Genomic DNA, 15,870 nt, shown 5'->3' with positions numbered 1-15,870 from the left:
ATTAGGGTTTTCTGGAGCAAGACCAAATCTTGTGGGTGAATCAATTTGCCACACGACTTGTGGGTAACTTCAAGTGCAAAGACCCCTTTTTGACACCCAAAAGTGAGAGCGCTCACGAAACGGTGATGGCCGAATGGCCCAGAACTGGGGCAATTGCGGTGGAAAATCTCTCCCGATTTCTGTTTTACAGCCAGTCTGGCGACTAGGGGCGCAACTGTGAGGTCTGTCTCAGGGGGGCGAGGCGGGAAGCACGTTTTGAGGGCCTGAATGGGGGCGTCATATCTGCTTCGGGGTCGTATTGTTCTGCATGGGTTTTAGAAAATACTGATACGAACTTGCCGAAGCGCGCGCCGCGGCAAGAAAAAATGTAATTTCATTCTCCCTTTCGACTTATTCTAAATTGAACGCCGAAAAGCCCCGAGATCACATGCAATCTTGGGGCTCCTTGAATGGCTTCTGGTTCGGCGATCGCAACTGCCCTACCGAGCATAACTGCCTTGCGGGCAATGCCACGGGAGGAATTGCGCATAGTCCATATTGCCCTTGGTCCTCTCAATTTCCGCCGTGACCCATGCTAGGTATCGCCGCGGGTCAATCTTGTTGAGTTTACAAGTCTCAAACAGCGTGAAGAAAATGGCCCATGTCTTCGCCGTGTCATGCGATCCGGCAAAAAGCGAATTCTTCTTCGATAGCGCGATGGGGCGCATGCATCTCTCAATCGGATTGTTGTCGAGTTCGACCCTGCCATCATCCAAGAAGCAGCAAAGCTCATCGAAGATCTTCAACGTGTACTTAATGGCGTCGCCGATCTTGCCGATTGCGTCCGGGGCATTTCGTGTCTTTGGCGGCGTGCCTGAACGTGGCATCTATGACAACATGCGCACCGCCGTTGACCGTGTCGGGCGCGGCAAAGAGCGGCAAATCAACATGCGCTTTCTGGCCATGACGAACCACTATGTGTTCGGGCCGCCGTCCATTGGGCTCGGACCAATGGCGCCTCAATGAACGGCTTCTGCAACCCGGCGGCTGGATGGGGCAAGCCATTGGTGCGCCATTGGTTCAAGCCCAATGGCGGCGGCCAGGTTGAGAAGAATGTCCGGGATGCTCGCCATAGGTTTTGGCATGCTGTTACCCGGAAGGGATTTGCGTGCAAATCACGCAGGGCTATGCCCGAGTTTCCCAATCTCGATGCGCTGAATGATTGGCTAGAGCAGCGTTGCATGGAGATGTGGCATGATATCCCGCATGGCGGAGTGCCCCCCTCTCGCGCATGCAGGCATGCGCTGCCGGGCAGCGGGCAGTATTGCCGATGTTTGGGCCGCCGAACAGTCGACCACGTCGATCCGGCTGTACTTCACGACGCGTGACATTTTTGCGTTTGTCGACATAGTCCTCTTGGAATAGAAAGCGCCCGCCCGCCTTACGGCGGCGCTCGACAAATTCCATGAACCCCATTTCTATCAGGGCGGGGGGGATTGGCACGCCTCTGACTGAGTGCTTATTCTTCACCTTCTGCAGAGGGTCGTCATCCGTTATGTTTAGGTAAGGTATGTTGCCGCTGGTGATGACATCAGAAATCAGAAGCTGACCAAGCTCCTCTCTCCGCGCGCCACCGTACGCGGCAAGGAACGGCAGCCAGTAGTCCATGACATCCTTGTCATAGCGCATCTGGACATGATCAAGTATGAGCCTCAGTTCGCTGGAGGTGAACGGAGGGACCTTTCGTTTCTTCTTTTGTCCATGTGCCTCCTTAGGTTTTTCGGTGCTGTAGTCAGCCCACGGATTGATTGCTATCAGACCTTTGCCCTTTGCAAACTTTGAAAGTGCCTTGAGGTGGTCAATCAGGCGCAGCCGGGTCTTGTATGCGATGGTTGGAAGCTTTTCCTTCTGCGCGGCCTGTACCGCGCGTTTCATTGGCAGCGCACGAATTCGTTTCTCGGTGGAAGTCGGTAGGCCCTTGGCGGCCTCGTCGAAGTCAGCCAGATGCCTAAGGGTTAGCTTTGATAGCCCAATGTCACCATGAAACTCTACCCAGCGGCGAACCGTATAGCGTAGCGACTCCGCGTTCTGGATAGTCCAATCATTTGCCGAGATGAAACGCGTTGCCAGTTCTTCTAGCCCTTCAACCTCACCCCCGGGCAAATCAACTTTTTTACCAAGCTTGTTGAGAACCTTGCCTTCTGCCCGCGCTAATTGATCCAGAACACTCAGTGCGGCTTCATGTTCCGCCAACGCAATTTTGTCTTGAAGCGGGTCTGCGCTTACGTCGTCTTCGTCGGACGCAGGGTCTGGATGGGCAGGCCCACCTGCTAGGATGAAGGTGCGTGCCGTCTGAGAACGTTTGAAGCCAGAGAGTAGTCCCTCCAGTCCGCCTGCGTTCTCGTACATGGTGCGCTGTTCAGGTGTCAGGTCAGCGAGCTGCGCATCGAGACCACGTACTTTTTCCAAGGCTTCCGATTGTTTGATGAATTCTGCTTTTGCTACGGTGACCGCATCCTTAGCGACCTTGGGGTCTGTCGTCCTCAACGTATCAGTCAGCATCTTCTTGCCGGGGTAAAGGTGTCGCAGGCGAACCGGAATCGCGAGGTTCATGTAGTAGATGTTGCCACGAAGTTTCGTGCCGGGGACTGACATGTTAATCTCCTTGTACCAACATAAGTTGGCGCAAGAGTTGGTACAGCGCAATGGTCATAAACGCCTGAAAACACTACAGTTCTGATTCAAAAGGGAAAATATGGTGCTGTGAGAGAGGATTGAACTCTCGACCTCACCCTTACCAAGGGTGTGCTCTACCACTGAGCTACCACAGCATTTATCGTATTGCCGATTGTTTTCGGCTGACGTGGCGGCTGATTAGTCCGAAATGAAAGATGGTGCAAGCCTAATCTGGACCCTTTTTGCATAGCGATGTAGAGAAGGGGCATGAATACCGAAAAACAAAGCAATCCAAGCCCTGAAAATACTGGTGCAAAGCGCCAGAAAACGGGTGCGGAATTGCGCGAAGAGCGGCAAAAGCAGGCGTTGAAAGCCAACATGGCGCGGCGTAAGGCACAAGCAAAGGCCCGCATGGGCCAAAGCAATGACAAAATTGAGGGGCAGTAAATGGATTCGATTCTCGTACGCGGTGGTGGTGAGCTTAACGGGGTGATCCCGATTGCGGGAGCCAAGAATGCTTGCTTGACCTTGATGCCGGCCACTTTGCTGACCGAAGAGCCACTGACACTGACCAATGCGCCACGTTTGTCCGATATTAGGACGATGACGCAGCTGTTGGGGTCGCTCGGGGCCGAGGTGGCAAGCCTGCAATCGGGGCAGGTGCTGGCAATGTCGAGCCATAACATCCACAACCACACTGCCGATTATGACATTGTACGCAAAATGCGCGCCTCGATTTTGGTGCTGGGGCCGATGTTGGCGCGTGATGGCCATGCAATTGTGTCGCTGCCCGGCGGTTGTGCGATTGGTGCGCGGCCTGTCGATTTGCACTTGCAAGCTTTAGAGGCCTTGGGTGCCGAGCTGGAGCTGCGCGAAGGCTATGTGCATGCCAAGGCGATCGGTGGGCGGCTGCGCGGTGGCGTGATCGATTTCCCGATTGTGTCGGTTGGGGCCACGGAAAACGCGCTGCTGGCATCGACTTTGGCCAAAGGCACGACAGTCATTAAGAACGCGGCGCGTGAGCCGGAGATTGTCGACCTTGCCCAGTGCCTGCGCCGGATGGGTGCGCAGATTGAGGGCGAGGGCACCAGCACGATCACTATCCAAGGCGTTGACCGTTTGGGCGGGGCGACCCACCCTGTTGTTACCGACCGGATTGAGTTGGGCACCTATATGCTTGCACCCGCGATTTGCGGCGGTGAGGTGGAATGCCTTGGTGGGCGGATTGAACTGGTCGGCGCGTTTTGTGAAAAGCTGGATGCGGCGGGTGTGTCGGTTGAGCAAACCGAGCGCGGCATAAAGGTTAAGCGTAAGAATGGCCGCGTGAATGCGGTTGACGTGACGACCGAGCCTTTCCCCGGCTTTCCAACCGACTTGCAGGCGCAGATGATGGCCTTGCTATGCACGGCGAATGGGACGAGCGTGCTGGAAGAGAAAATCTTTGAAAACCGCTTTATGCATGCGCCCGAATTGATCCGTATGGGGGCCAAGATCGAAGTGCATGGTGGCCATGCCACGGTGACCGGCGTTGAAAAGCTGAAAGGTGCGCGGGTTATGGCGACCGATTTGCGAGCGTCTGTTAGTTTGATCTTGGCGGCGATGGCGGCCGAGGGCGAAACCGTGGTCAGCCGCGTGTATCACCTTGATCGCGGGTATGAGCGGGTCGAAGAAAAACTGGGCGCATGCGGCGCGCATATCGAACGGATTGCAACATGATTGATGCCAGCTTTGAAGATGGGGCCGAGGCCCCGCTCGCGCTGATTGCCGCCGATGCGGATGATTTGCAGGTGATGTCGGCGCTGCTGCAAGACGCCGTGCTGATGGTGTCGGATATGCGCTATGATGCCAAACGGCGTGAGTTTGGCCTGCTGCTGAACCGCTTTCGCTGGGAGGATCAGGCCGCCGCTGAACGGGCAGGGCGGGCCTATGAGCGGGTGCGTTGTATGCTGGTGTTTGGCGATGTGCAGGCCGTGCGCTCGCAAGGGATTTCGCAGCAGGATAAGGATACCGTTTTGTCGCTGCTGTCGGTTGGCTTTGAGGCGGGTGAAGACGGAACGGGCCGCGTGGTGCTGACCTTGGCCGGTGATGGTGAGGTGGCATTGGATGTGGAATCCGTGAATGCGACCGCGCGCGATGTGACGCGGCCCTACGCCGCACCATCGCGCAAGGTGCCACGCCACGAGGGATAATGCTTGCCAAAGGCGGTGCTGGGGGCGCCGTTTTTAGGTATTTGTACCAAGATGAAATGGTGGGGCGTCTCTCGCCTGCAAAGGCCGGTGCTTGAGGTGGCGGGCGGGGCGCGTTAAAGGGGGGGTAACACCATAAAAGGGGCGCGTTATGCCGGTTTTTCTGTCAACCTCTGAAGCTGATTTCGAAGCAAAGTTCACGGGCCTTTTGGGGGCCAAGCGCGAAGATAGCGTGGACGTGGATGATGTTGTTGCAGGTATTATTGCTGATGTGCGCGGGCGCGGTGATGCGGCCGTGCTGGAGCTGACAAAACGCTTTGATCGCTTGGACCTGACGGCTGAGGCCATGCGGTTTACGGCCGAGGAGATTGAGGCCGAATGTGCCAAGGTTTCGGCCGAGGACCGCGCGGCATTGGAATTGGCGGCAGAACGTATTCGCAACTATCACGCCCGCCAAAAGCCCGAAGATGCGATGTGGGAGGAACCCACAGGCGCGCGGCTGGGCTGGCGTTGGACGCCGGTTTCGGCGGCGGGGCTTTATGTACCTGGGGGGCTGGCGAGCTATCCTTCATCCGTTTTGATGAACGCGATTCCGGCGCAGGTTGCCGGTGTTGAGCGTTTGGTGATTTGTTGCCCTACGCCGGATGGCGTGGTGAACCCTCTGGTGTTGCTGGCTGCCAAAATCTCGGGCGTGACCGAGGTGTACCGCATTGGCGGGGCGCAGGCTGTGGCCGCGCTGGCCTACGGCACCGCGACGATTGCGCCTGTGGATAAGATCACCGGGCCGGGGAATGCCTTTGTGGCGGCGGCCAAGCGGCGGGTGTTTGGCCGCGTTGGCATTGATATGATCGCAGGCCCGTCAGAGATTTTGGTGATCGCTGACCGCGACAACAACCCCGATTGGATCGCGCTTGATTTGCTGTCGCAAGCCGAACATGATGAAAGTGCGCAAAGCATTTTGATTACCGATGATGCAGGCTTTGCCAATGACGTTGCGCAGGCCGTTGAAAAACGGCTTGAAACGCTGGAGCGCCGTGCGATTGCGGGGCCAAGCTGGCGTGATAATGGCGCTGTGATCGTGGTGCGCGACTTGGCCGAGGCGGCGACGCTGTCGAACCGTGTGGCGCCTGAGCATTTGGAGCTGTGCGTGGCTGACCCTGAAGGGTTGAGCCAAAAGATCACCCATGCCGGTGCGATTTTCCTTGGGCAATACACGCCCGAGGCGATTGGCGATTATGTGGGGGGGCCAAACCATGTGCTGCCCACCGCCCGTTCTGCGCGGTTTTCCAGTGGGCTTTCGGTGCTCGATTTCATGAAACGCACCACCATGGCGCAGATGACGCCAGCCGCTTTGCGTGCCATTGGCCCTTCGGCGGTGCGGCTTGCCACATCGGAAAGCTTGCAGGCGCATGGGCTGTCGGTGCAGGCGCGGTTGGACCAGCTTAACGACTAACGCCCTTGCGCCCTGTGCGACAAAAGGCCATCAATTCACTAGCACCCGTGATGGAAATAATCGAATGACCCGCATTTGCCATATAGAAATTGATGATAGCGGCCTTGCCGCGCCCACGCCCGAGATCGAGCAAGAGCGCAAAGTCGCGATTTTTGATCTGCTGGAAGAAAACAGCTTTACGCTGCCAGCGCGTGACGGCAAGGCGGCACCAGATGGCCCGTACCGCCTTGGCCTTGCCATCCGCGAGGGGCGGTTGGTGTTTGATATCAGCACCGAAAGCATGGAAAAGGTGGGCGAGTTTCACCTGTCTCTTGGCCCGTTTCGGCAGGTGGTAAAGGACTATTTCCAAATTTGCGAAAGCTATTTTGAGGCGGTGAAACGCCTGCCGCCCAGCCAGATTGAGGCCATCGATATGGGGCGGCGTGGTATTCACAATGAAGGCGCGCGGGTACTGCAAGAGCGCCTGGAAGGCAAGGCTGACGTCGATATCGACACCGCCCGCCGTCTGTTCACCCTGATTTGCGTTTTGCACTGGGGTTGAGTTTGGCCGCGTTTCCCCAATCGGTTTTGTTTTGTTGCGACCACAATGCTGTGCGCTCGCCCATGGCCGAAGGCTTAATGAAAAAACTATATGGCCAAAAGGCTTATGTCCAATCGGCAGGTGTCAAGAATGACATGGAGGTAGACGGGTTTTCGATCGCCGTGTGCCGCGAGTTGGGGATAGAGCTGTCGCGCCACCGCAGTCGCTCGTTTGAGGAAATGCAGCTTTGGGGCGATGACCTGTCGCAGTTTGACCTGATCGTCGCCCTTTCGCCAGCAAGCCAGCGGATGGCGTTGGAATTGACGCGCTTTCACCATTTAGACATCGAATATTGGCCTATTCTTGACCCAACAGGTTTGGGTGAGGGGCGCGAGGCCAAGCTGTCCGCCTACAGGCAGGCGCGCGACCAAATCCGCGCCAAAATGCTAGACCGTTTCGGCCCCCCGATAGAGGAAGAACAATGAGCAGTGACCTGATTTCGCGCTATTATGCCGCCTTTAACGCAGGTGATGCCACAGGGATGCTGGCCTGCGTGACCGATGATGTAGAGCACCGCGTGAATGAAGGCGGTATCCGTATTGGCCGCGCAAAATTTGCTGAGTTTTGCAGCCATATGGGGGCCAGCTACCGCGAGGAACTGCGCGACATCGTTGTCTTTTCCAGTGATGATGGCAGCCGTGCTGCGGCGGAATTTACCGTCCATGGCACCTATCTGCAAACCGATCCGGGCCTGCCAACGGCCACTGGCCAGACCTATATTTTGCCTGCGGGGGCGTTTTTCGATCTGCGCGATGGAAAAATTGCGCGTATCACCACGTTTTACAACCTCAACGACTGGATTGCCCAAATCTCGTGACTGACCTGCGCACCCTGACTGGCGCGGCGCTTGATGCCGCTTTGGATGATGTCGCCCGCCTGCGCATCGCGGTGTTTCGCGATTGGCCGTATCTTTATGCGGGCACCTTGCAGCATGAGCGTGATTATATGGCGACCTATCGCAACAGCAGCGCCGCGATTGTTGTGGGTGCCTTTGACGGCGCGGCACTGGTTGGCGCCGCCACAGGCACCCCGATGGAAGATCACGCCGCCGAATTTGCCGCGCCCTTTGCCGCGCAAAACCTGCCACTGGATCAGATTTTTTACTGCGCCGAATCCGTGTTGCTGCCCAGCTATCGCGGGCAGGGCTTTGGCCACGGGTTCTTTGATCTGCGTGAGGCGCATGCCCGCGCGCTCGGCCGGAAATATATGGCGTTTTGCTCGGTCATGCGCTCTGATGACCACCCGCTGCGGCCAGCAGATGCCCGCTCTAACCACGCGTTTTGGCGCGGGCGCGGCTATGCGCCATTGGCGGGCGTTGTTGCCGAATTTGACTGGCTGGATGTTGGGCAAACCGCCTCTAGCCGTAAACCGCTCCAGTTTTGGATGCGCACTCTCTAAAGGAATACTACAATGAAAATTGCCGCCGCCGCCTATCCGTTGAGCGATCTTGCTGATTTTGCTGAATATCGTGCCAAGATCACGCAATGGGTGAATGACGCTGCAGGGCAGGGCGCGCAGCTTTTGGTCTTTCCTGAATATGGTGCGATGGAATTGGCAAGCCTTGGCGGCCGTGACGTGGCCAAGGATATTGAGGCCGCTTTGCATGAGGTGGCCCGCCATGGCGCGGCGGTTGATGCGCTGCATTGTGACCTCGCGGCCCAGCATGGCATCTATATCCTTGGTGCCTCGGCCCCGTTTTTCATCAATGATCGCCCCGTCAATCGGGCCGTGTTTTACGGGCCAGAAGGTGTGATCGGCCATCAAGACAAGCAGATCATGACCCGCTTTGAACGCGAAACATGGGATGTCGTCGCAGGCGCCGGTCTGCCAGTGTTCGACACACCGATTGGCAAAATTGGCGTGGTGATCTGCTATGACAGCGAGTTTCCCTTGCTGGCGCGTGCCTTGGTCGAGGCGGGGGCCGAAATCCTGCTCGCGCCGTCTTGCACTGACAGTTACGCAGGCTTTACCCGCGTGCGCGTGGGGTCAATGGCGCGGGCATTGGAAAATCAGTGTATCGTCGTGCATGCCCCCACGGTTGGCGACTGCGACTTTTGTCCGGCGGTTGATGTGAACATAGGGTCAGCGTCAATCTACGGCCCGCCCGACCGTGGTTTCCCCGATAATGGCATCTTTGCCGAAACGGCGCTGAACGTTGCAGGCTGGGCTATTGCTGACGTCTCTTTGGACGCGATCCACGAGCTGCGCCGCGATGGGGGCGTGCTGAACCACATGCACTGGCCCGAGCAGTTTGCCCGTATATCCCAAGCTTGACCGATCAAGAGCTATGTTGCTTGGCAACGCTGTTTTCGGGGGCTCGATGCCCCCTTAAACAGCAGCCCCCTGCGGCTTGCCTGTGGTTCGGGTTCAACGAATCGTAGGGGCATGCGCGGTAAATGCGAGGCAAAATCGATCCTGACATCAAGTGAATATGTCGGCCCAAGGCGGAAATAAAACAAATTTAAATTGTCTGTGACAGTCAAGTATTTCAATTTAAACACATAGAAATCAGCAGTATATAGGAATATCGCGTTGTTGCGCCTTCTGGCTTTGTCATAAAGATGTTACACTATTTTTGCATAGCTGTCACACACACCCGTTAGGCAACACCCAAGCCAAACAGGCTGCCATCAGACAGGAGACTTCTATGAAAACCGTCATGCTCACTTCGGCACTTGCAATTGCCGCCCTTTCCGCCACCGGCGCTTCTGCGCGCGATCAGGTTCAAATTTCGGGGTCCTCGACCGTGTTGCCTTATGCAACCATCGTAGCCGAAGCCTTTGGCGAAAACTTCGATTTCCCGACACCTGTTGTCGAGGGGGGCGGTTCGGGTGCTGGCCGTAAAAAGCTGTGTGAAGGTGTTGGCGAAAACACCATCGACATCGCGAACTCTTCGTCGCGCATCAAGCAATCTGATATCGACAACTGTGCTGCAAACGGTGTTGATGCCGTTATGGAAGTGCGTATCGGGTATGATGGCATTGTATTCGCCAGCGAAATCGACGGTCCAGAATTTGCCTTCACCCCAACCGATTGGTACAACGCAATCGCCGCCAAAGTTGTCAAAGACGGCGCAGTTGTTGCGAACCCAAACAAAACTTGGGCTGACGTAAACGCTGCCCTGCCAGCACAAGACATTCTGACATTCGTTCCCGGCACCAAGCACGGCACGCGCGAAGTGTTCGACGTAAAGGTGATCGAGGCTGGTTGTGAAGCGTCCGGCGCTGCCGAGGCTTTCAAAGCGGCTGGTCTGGATGCAGGCAAAGAATGCTTGGCGCTGCGCACCGATGGCGCGTCTGTAGATATTGACGGCGATTACACCGAAACCTTGTCGCGTCTGGCCGCCAACAAAAACGCAATCGGCGTGTTTGGTCTGTCGTTCTACGAAAACAACACTGACAAGCTGCGCGTCGCCACCATGTCGGGTGTGTTGCCTTCGACTGAAACCATCGCTTCGGGCACATACCCTGTGTCGCGCCCGTTGTATTTCTACGTCAAGAACGCTCATATGGGTGTGATCCCCGGCCTGCGTGAATTCGTAAACTTCTTTGTGTCGGATGACATGGCTGGCCCTGATGGCCCATTGGCCGCTTACGGTCTGGTATCGGACCCAGAGTTGGCAGCAACCCAAGCAATGGTTGAAGCCGAAACACCAATGGCACCTTTGAAGTAAGCAACCAAATCGGGTGGCGCGGTCTCGCGCCACCCGTTTCCTCGCATTCGGATTAGCCCACATGAGCCTTCCCTTTCTTATCCTAATCATTTTGGCACTTGGCCTTGCAGGATATTTCTTGGCACGCAGCCGTGTGATGGCGCAGGTCAATGGCGACCGCCGCCGCTTGCATTCGCTGATTGGCTATTACGGCCAAAGCGTTTTTCTATTTACAACCGTTCCGGCGCTGTTGCTGCTGGGCGCTTGGCTTTTGCTGCAACCTGTTGTGATTGATGGCCGTGTGTCGGCCCTGTTGCAGCCAGGTGACATTCCCGAGGGTGGTTCGTTGAGTCTGGTGATGTCGGATGTGCGCCGTATCACAGGCGGATTGGATAACTTGGTTGCCCAAGGGCAGCTAACCGAAACCACACTTGCCGACCTGCGTACCGAGACCACCGATATTCGGGGCCAGTTGGGCAGTGTCGGCGTGGCGCTTGGCAGCGATGTGCAGCCCAGCGTTCTAGAGGCCGCAAAGGCCTATCGCAGCCTGCAAGGCACGGCGCGCCTGATTATGGCTGCTGTGGTGATCGCGGCCGCTCTGGCCGGTTTTGCCCTGTCTTACAAGCGTCTGTCGCCCGATTTCCGCGCCCGTAATGTGTTTGAAAACTTTGTCAAAGCGTTGCTGATCGCGTCGTCATTGGTGGCCGTTCTAACCACTTTTGGCATCTTGTCTTCGATGCTGTTTGAAACGGTCCACTTCTTTCAACTTTACCCCGCCAAAGAGTTTTTCTTTAGCCTGACATGGAACCCGCAGTTTCGTGGTGGCTCGTCTTTGGGTATTTGGCCGCTGCTATGGGGCACGCTCTATGTGTCGTTTGTGGCGCTTCTGGTCGCTGTGCCTATCGGGCTGATGATCGCGATTTATTTGTCAGAATATGCGTCCAAACGGCTGCGTACTTTTGCCAAGCCCGCGATTGAAATTCTTGCCGGTATCCCGACCATCGTTTACGGCCTGTTCGCCCTGATTACCGTTGGGCCGTTCTTGCGCGATTACTTTGCCCAGCCGCTTGGTCTTGGCACTTCGTCTTCATCGGTGATGACGGCAGGGCTGGTTATGGGGATTATGTTGATCCCGTTCGTGTCGTCGCTGTCGGATGATATCATTTCGGCGGTCCCGCAATCGCTGCGGGATGCCTCATTCGGTATTGGGGCCACCCAGTCTGAAACCATCCGCAAGGTGGTTTTTCCGGCCGCTTTGCCGGGGATTGTGGGGGCGGTTCTGTTGGCCGCCAGCCGCGCGATTGGTGAAACCATGATCGTGGTGATGGGGGCAGGGGCCGCGGCCAAGCTTGGCCTGAACCCGTTTGAAGCCATGACCACCATCACCGTGAAAATCGTCAGCCAGCTGACCGGCGATACCGAATTTGCCTCGCCCGAAACGCTGGTGGCGTTTGCGCTGGGGATGATGTTGTTTTTCTTTACTCTTGCACTGAATGTGATCGCCCTGATCGTCGTGCGTAAATACCGGGAGCAATACGAATGACCGATGCAAACGCCCAAGCGCGCACGTCACTATTCGCGCCCGATGCCCGCACGGCACGCCGCAATAGGGCCGAGGCCCGGTTTCGCCTGTACGGCCTGATTTCGGTTGCCATTGGTCTTGCAGCCCTAGTGATGTTGCTGTCGTCGGTTTTGTTCAACGGAACCAGTTCCTTCCGGCAAACCATGCTGGAACTGCCGATTGCTTTGGATGCGAAGGTGCTGGATAAAAAGGGGGATCGTAACCCGGATGATCTGGCCAAGGTCACCACGATTGGTTACGGGCGCCTGATTTCCGATGCGCTGGATAAGGCGATTGCCGACAACGGTATCGTCATTGACGGTCTGACGTCCAAAGACGTCAAGGATATGATTTCCAAAGAGGCCCCTGCGCAAATTCGTGACCGCGTTTTGGCTAACCCCGATCTGATCGGCCAAACCGTCAGCTTTAAGATCCTCGCGAATGGCCGGATTGATGGCTATCTGAAAGGCCGTGTGACGTTAGAGACCGCCGAACGTGACAGCAATGTCTCGGTCAATCAGCTTCATTTGGCTGATGCGCTGCGCGAAAAGGGTGTGCTGAATATGCCGTTCAACTGGCTGTTCATCACCGCGCCCGATGCATCTGAATTGCGCCCCGAGGCGGCGGGTCTTGGCGTGGCGATTTTGGGGTCGGCCTATATGATGATTATCGTGTTGGTGTTGGCCTTGCCGATCGGTGTTGCGGCCTCGATCTACCTCGAGGAATTTGCGCCGCAAAACCGCTTTACCGATTTGATTGAGGTGAACATTTCCAACCTTGCGGCTGTGCCGTCGATTGTGTTCGGTATTCTTGGGTTGGCCGTGTTCATCAACTTTGCGGGCCTGCCGCAATCGGCACCGATTGTGGGGGCGTTGGTGCTGACATTGATGACCTTGCCGACAATCATCATCGCCACCCGTGCAGCCCTTAAGGCCGTTCCACCGTCGATCCGCGAGGCGGCATTGGGGGTGGGCGCGTCCAAGATGCAATCGATCTTCCACCATGTTTTGCCGCTGGCGATGCCGGGCATTTTGACAGGTGCGATCATCGGCCTTGCACAGGCCTTGGGCGAAACAGCACCCTTGCTGCTGATCGGGATGGTGGCCTTTGTGCGCGATTATCCGGGCGCGCCGCCAGAAGGGTTCTTTGACCCTGCCGCAGCCCTGCCGGTGCAGGTGTATAACTGGACACAGCGCGCCGATCCGGCCTTTGTAGAGCGGGCCTCGGGCGCTATTATCGTGCTGCTGATATTCCTAGTCATTATGAACTTCGTCGCAATCCTGTTGCGCCGCCGTTTTGAACGTCGCTGGTAAAGGGGCCTGACATGGACGACCTGCGTATTGTGGAGAGAAATGTGAATACCGAAACCAACAAGATCACGGCACGCGGCGTTGACGTGTTTTACGGCGATACCCATGCGATCAAAGGGGTGAATGTCGATATTTTGGACAAAACCGTGACGGCTTTTATTGGCCCGTCGGGCTGTGGCAAATCGACGTTTCTGCGCTGTTTGAACCGGATGAATGACACGATCGATATCTGCCGCGTTAAGGGTGAGATTTTGCTGGACGGCGAAAACATCTATGACGCCAAGGTAGACCCGGTGCAGCTGCGCGCCAAGGTCGGCATGGTGTTTCAAAAGCCGAACCCATTCCCAAAATCGATTTATGACAACGTGGCGTATGGCCCCAAAATCCACGGCCTGACCCGCAATAAGGCCGAACTGGATGAGGTGGTTGAGACCTCGTTGCGCAAGGCCGCGCTTTGGAATGAGGTAAAGGACCGTTTGCAAGCCCCCGGCACCGGCCTTTCGGGCGGTCAGCAACAGCGTTTGTGTATCGCGCGTGCCATTGCAACCAGCCCCGAAGTGCTGCTGATGGATGAGCCGTGCTCGGCGCTTGACCCTATAGCCACGGCGCAGGTTGAGGAATTGATTGACGATTTGCGTGCGCAGTTTTCGGTGGTGATCGTGACCCACTCGATGCAGCAAGCGGCGCGTGTCAGCCAGCGCACCGCTTTTTTCCACCTTGGGACTTTGGTCGAATATGGCGAAACCGGCCAGATCTTTACCTCGCCAAAAGACCCGCGCACGGAAAGCTATATCACGGGCCGTATCGGCTAATATGGTGCACGGCAGTCTGCAACAGATTGCGGCGCCCCAAGACTTGTAACGAATTGGACAGATGCGTTTCGCAGAGGGTCTGCTAGGGCAGACACACGGCGAAACCCCCATTGGGAGAGACATTATGCAAAACGATCGCCATATCGCCCGCGCTTTTGACCGTGATCTAGAAGCCATTCAGGCGCTGGTGCTGAAAATGGGCGGGCTGGTTGAGGCGGGGTTGCTGGACGCGGCCCTTGCCCTTGAAAGCCGCGACGATGAGCTTGCCGCCAAGGTGCGTGCCGGTGACAAAGCCGTAGACGCGTTGGAAGAGCAGATTAACACCGAGGCGGCCCGTGTGATCGCCCTGCGCGCGCCCACGGCGGGTGATTTGCGCACAGTACTGACGGTGATGAAGATTGCCGCCTCCTTGGAGCGCTGCGGCGACCTTGCCAAGAACCTTGCCAAACGCTCGGTCGTGTTGTCGCAGATGCCCGCGATTGATGGCACAGCAGGGGCCATTCGCCGGATGGCCAAGGCGGTGCAATTGCAGTTGAAAGACGCGCTCGACAGCCTGATCCAGCGTGATGTTGAATTGGCCGCAGATGTACGGCTGCGTGATGCCGATGTCGACCAGATGTATAATGCGCTGTTTCGCGAATTCCTGACTCATATGATGGAAGACCCGCGCAATATCTCGTCTTGCATGCACTTGCATTTCATCGCCAAGAACATCGAACGTGTGGGCGATCATGCCACGGGGATTGCCGAGCAGGTGATTTATCTGGTTACGGGGGCGCTGCCCGAAGATCCCAGACCAAAGGGTGATTTGACATCGACCGCCGTCACTATGTCGGAGCATGGCTAATGGCTGGCGCAGAGCTTCCGCTGGTTCTGTTAGTCGAGGATGAGCCAGCCCAACGTGAAGTCTTGGCCTATAATCTAGAGGCCGAAGGGTTTCGTGTGGTGCAAGCGGCAAATGGCGAAGAGGCCTTGATGCTGGTCGAGGAAGCCGCGCCCGATCTGATTGTATTGGATTGGATGCTGCCGCTGGTTTCAGGGATAGAGGTGTGCCGGCGGCTGAAAATGTCGCCCGAAACCCGCAATATCGGGATTATCATGTTGTCCGCGCGTGCCGAAGAGGTTGACCGCGTGCGAGGGCTGGAAACCGGTGCCGATGATTACGTTATCAAGCCCTATTCGGTGGTCGAGTTGATGGCCCGTGTGCGTGCCGCGTTGCGCCGTGTGCGGCCTGCAACGATGGGGCTGATGCTGGAATATGATGATATCCGGTTGGATGCCGAGACCCACCGCGTTTACCGCGCCGATAAGGTTTTGAAGCTGGGCCCGACCGAGTTTCGGCTGCTGTCGACGTTTATGGAAAAACCGGGCCGCGTTTGGGCACGTGATCAGTTGCTTGATCGTGTTTGGGGCCGCGACATTTACGTCGATACCCGCACAGTGGATGTGCATATCGGGCGCTTGCGCAAGGCATTGTGCCAGCATGGTGGTGAAGACCCTTTGCGCACCGTGCGCGGTGCAGGCTATGCTTTGGGCTAGCAGGGCTTGACCCTGCCGCTTGGGACGTGATTTCCCCCTTGGCCTGCCAATATGGCAGGCTTTTTTTTATGGGCCCACCGTTTTTAGGTATTTTTGCCAAGATGATGGGCCCGCGTAGGGGT

The 15,870-nt window shown here is 56.7% G+C and carries 17 protein-coding genes, 1 tRNA gene and 1 pseudogene; 16 read left to right on the top strand and 3 right to left on the bottom strand.

Annotated elements, in window-relative coordinates; genetic code table 11:
• Nucleotides 1-479 precede the first annotated feature (479 nt).
• Nucleotides 480-866 carry an IS66 family transposase gene (locus ACEN2J_RS09915; protein WP_442105438.1) on the bottom strand — a complete coding sequence of 129 codons (387 nt, stop codon included), beginning with the start codon at nt 864-866 and terminating at the stop codon, nt 480-482.
• On the opposite strand from ACEN2J_RS09915, the pseudogene ACEN2J_RS09910 reads away from it, so the two are divergent.
• Nucleotides 829-1,283: pseudogene (locus ACEN2J_RS09910) on the top strand (hypothetical protein); the annotation flags it as partial. The gene ACEN2J_RS09915 and the pseudogene ACEN2J_RS09910 overlap by 38 nt on opposite strands.
• On the opposite strand, the gene ACEN2J_RS09905 reads toward ACEN2J_RS09910, so the two are convergent.
• A complete protein-coding gene (locus tag ACEN2J_RS09905) occupies nt 1,165-2,634 on the bottom strand; it encodes a DUF6538 domain-containing protein (protein WP_442105437.1) in 1,470 nt (489 codons plus the stop codon). The pseudogene ACEN2J_RS09910 and the gene ACEN2J_RS09905 sit on opposite strands and share 119 nt — an antisense overlap.
• Nucleotides 2,635-2,735: 101 nt before the next feature.
• Nucleotides 2,736-2,810, bottom strand: a tRNA-Thr gene (locus ACEN2J_RS09900).
• Between the two features lie 112 nt (nt 2,811-2,922).
• Here ACEN2J_RS09900 and ACEN2J_RS09895 point away from each other — a divergent pair.
• From ACEN2J_RS09895 to phoB, 15 genes are all read left to right on the top strand, one after another.
• Nucleotides 2,923-3,102: a hypothetical protein gene (locus tag ACEN2J_RS09895; protein ID WP_442105435.1), complete on the top strand. Its 180-nt coding sequence runs from the start codon at nt 2,923-2,925 to the stop codon at nt 3,100-3,102.
• Nucleotides 3,103-4,371: a UDP-N-acetylglucosamine 1-carboxyvinyltransferase gene (gene murA / locus ACEN2J_RS09890; RefSeq protein ID WP_442105433.1), complete on the top strand. Its 1,269-nt coding sequence runs from the start codon at nt 3,103-3,105 to the stop codon at nt 4,369-4,371. It begins immediately after the preceding gene.
• Entirely contained in the window at nt 4,368-4,844 is a 477-nt protein-coding gene (locus tag ACEN2J_RS09885; RefSeq protein WP_442105432.1) for a DUF2948 family protein, read from the top strand. The genes murA and ACEN2J_RS09885 overlap by 4 nt, the downstream gene beginning before the upstream one ends.
• 148 nt (nt 4,845-4,992) lie before the next feature.
• On the top strand, nt 4,993-6,294 hold the full coding sequence (hisD, locus tag ACEN2J_RS09880) for a histidinol dehydrogenase (protein ID WP_442105431.1): 1,302 nt from the start codon (nt 4,993-4,995) through the stop codon (nt 6,292-6,294).
• A 64-nt stretch (nt 6,295-6,358) separates the two neighbouring features.
• Nucleotides 6,359-6,835 (top strand): UPF0262 family protein, encoded by a 477-nt coding sequence (locus tag ACEN2J_RS09875; RefSeq protein WP_442105429.1) that lies wholly within the window; start codon nt 6,359-6,361, stop codon nt 6,833-6,835.
• Between the two features lie 62 nt (nt 6,836-6,897).
• Entirely contained in the window at nt 6,898-7,299 is a 402-nt protein-coding gene (locus ACEN2J_RS09870; protein ID WP_442105428.1) for an arsenate-mycothiol transferase ArsC, read from the top strand.
• Nucleotides 7,296-7,691, top strand: a complete 396-nt coding sequence (locus ACEN2J_RS09865) for a ketosteroid isomerase-related protein (protein WP_442105426.1) — start codon at nt 7,296-7,298, stop codon at nt 7,689-7,691. The genes ACEN2J_RS09870 and ACEN2J_RS09865 overlap by 4 nt, the downstream gene beginning before the upstream one ends.
• Nucleotides 7,688-8,272 (top strand): GNAT family N-acetyltransferase, encoded by a 585-nt coding sequence (locus ACEN2J_RS09860; protein WP_442105425.1) that lies wholly within the window; start codon nt 7,688-7,690, stop codon nt 8,270-8,272. The genes ACEN2J_RS09865 and ACEN2J_RS09860 overlap by 4 nt, the downstream gene beginning before the upstream one ends.
• 12 nt (nt 8,273-8,284) lie before the next feature.
• Nucleotides 8,285-9,148 (top strand): carbon-nitrogen hydrolase family protein, encoded by an 864-nt coding sequence (locus tag ACEN2J_RS09855; RefSeq protein WP_442105423.1) that lies wholly within the window; start codon nt 8,285-8,287, stop codon nt 9,146-9,148.
• 373 nt (nt 9,149-9,521) lie between these two features.
• Nucleotides 9,522-10,547 carry a substrate-binding domain-containing protein gene (locus ACEN2J_RS09850; RefSeq protein WP_442105421.1) on the top strand — a complete coding sequence of 342 codons (1,026 nt, stop codon included), beginning with the start codon at nt 9,522-9,524 and terminating at the stop codon, nt 10,545-10,547.
• A gap of 61 nt (nt 10,548-10,608) precedes the next feature.
• The gene (pstC, locus tag ACEN2J_RS09845) at nt 10,609-12,069 is read left to right on the top strand and encodes a phosphate ABC transporter permease subunit PstC (RefSeq protein WP_442105419.1); all 1,461 of its coding nucleotides are present in this window, start codon (nt 10,609-10,611) and stop codon (nt 12,067-12,069) included.
• Nucleotides 12,066-13,400, top strand: coding sequence for a phosphate ABC transporter permease PstA (pstA, locus tag ACEN2J_RS09840; protein ID WP_442105417.1), 1,335 nt, complete (start codon nt 12,066-12,068; stop codon nt 13,398-13,400). Before pstC ends, pstA begins: the two co-directional genes overlap by 4 nt.
• An 11-nt stretch (nt 13,401-13,411) precedes the next feature.
• Nucleotides 13,412-14,209: a phosphate ABC transporter ATP-binding protein PstB gene (gene pstB / locus ACEN2J_RS09835; protein ID WP_442105416.1), complete on the top strand. Its 798-nt coding sequence runs from the start codon at nt 13,412-13,414 to the stop codon at nt 14,207-14,209.
• Nucleotides 14,210-14,333: 124 nt separating this feature from the next.
• The gene (gene phoU, locus ACEN2J_RS09830; protein ID WP_442105414.1) at nt 14,334-15,056 is read left to right on the top strand and encodes a phosphate signaling complex protein PhoU; all 723 of its coding nucleotides are present in this window, start codon (nt 14,334-14,336) and stop codon (nt 15,054-15,056) included.
• A complete protein-coding gene (gene phoB, locus ACEN2J_RS09825) occupies nt 15,056-15,748 on the top strand; it encodes a phosphate regulon transcriptional regulator PhoB (RefSeq protein ID WP_442105412.1) in 693 nt (230 codons plus the stop codon). The genes phoU and phoB overlap by 1 nt, the downstream gene beginning before the upstream one ends.
• Nucleotides 15,749-15,870 lie beyond the last annotated feature (122 nt).

Origin of the sequence: Pseudorhodobacter sp. W20_MBD10_FR17 (genome assembly GCF_052119765.1) — a bacterium.
Lineage (GTDB): Bacteria > Pseudomonadota > Alphaproteobacteria > Rhodobacterales > Rhodobacteraceae > Pseudorhodobacter.
Note: the sequence above shows the minus strand (reverse complement) of the source record. Positions and strands in the feature narration are given on the sequence as shown.

Bases quoted from the DNA above. Each gene is read 5' to 3' on its own strand.
- ACEN2J_RS09850 (WP_442105421.1), top strand. From the start codon at position 9,522: ATGAAAACCGTCATGCTCACTTCGGCACTTGCAATTGCCGCCCTTTCC.
- pstA (WP_442105417.1), top strand. From the start codon at position 12,066: ATGACCGATGCAAACGCCCAAGCGCGCACGTCACTATTCGCGCCCGAT.
- pstB (WP_442105416.1), top strand. From the start codon at position 13,412: ATGGACGACCTGCGTATTGTGGAGAGAAATGTGAATACCGAAACCAAC.
- ACEN2J_RS09855 (WP_442105423.1), top strand. From the start codon at position 8,285: ATGAAAATTGCCGCCGCCGCCTATCCGTTGAGCGATCTTGCTGATTTT.
- ACEN2J_RS09915 (WP_442105438.1), bottom strand. From the start codon at position 866: ATGCCACGTTCAGGCACGCCGCCAAAGACACGAAATGCCCCGGACGCA.
- pstC (WP_442105419.1), top strand. From the start codon at position 10,609: ATGAGCCTTCCCTTTCTTATCCTAATCATTTTGGCACTTGGCCTTGCA.
- ACEN2J_RS09905 (WP_442105437.1), bottom strand. From the start codon at position 2,634: ATGTCAGTCCCCGGCACGAAACTTCGTGGCAACATCTACTACATGAAC.
- ACEN2J_RS09875 (WP_442105429.1), top strand. From the start codon at position 6,359: ATGACCCGCATTTGCCATATAGAAATTGATGATAGCGGCCTTGCCGCG.
- ACEN2J_RS09870 (WP_442105428.1), top strand. From the start codon at position 6,898: ATGGCCGAAGGCTTAATGAAAAAACTATATGGCCAAAAGGCTTATGTC.
- phoU (WP_442105414.1), top strand. From the start codon at position 14,334: ATGCAAAACGATCGCCATATCGCCCGCGCTTTTGACCGTGATCTAGAA.
- hisD (WP_442105431.1), top strand. From the start codon at position 4,993: ATGCCGGTTTTTCTGTCAACCTCTGAAGCTGATTTCGAAGCAAAGTTC.
- phoB (WP_442105412.1), top strand. From the start codon at position 15,056: ATGGCTGGCGCAGAGCTTCCGCTGGTTCTGTTAGTCGAGGATGAGCCA.
- ACEN2J_RS09895 (WP_442105435.1), top strand. From the start codon at position 2,923: ATGAATACCGAAAAACAAAGCAATCCAAGCCCTGAAAATACTGGTGCA.
- ACEN2J_RS09885 (WP_442105432.1), top strand. From the start codon at position 4,368: ATGATTGATGCCAGCTTTGAAGATGGGGCCGAGGCCCCGCTCGCGCTG.
- ACEN2J_RS09865 (WP_442105426.1), top strand. From the start codon at position 7,296: ATGAGCAGTGACCTGATTTCGCGCTATTATGCCGCCTTTAACGCAGGT.
- murA (WP_442105433.1), top strand. From the start codon at position 3,103: ATGGATTCGATTCTCGTACGCGGTGGTGGTGAGCTTAACGGGGTGATC.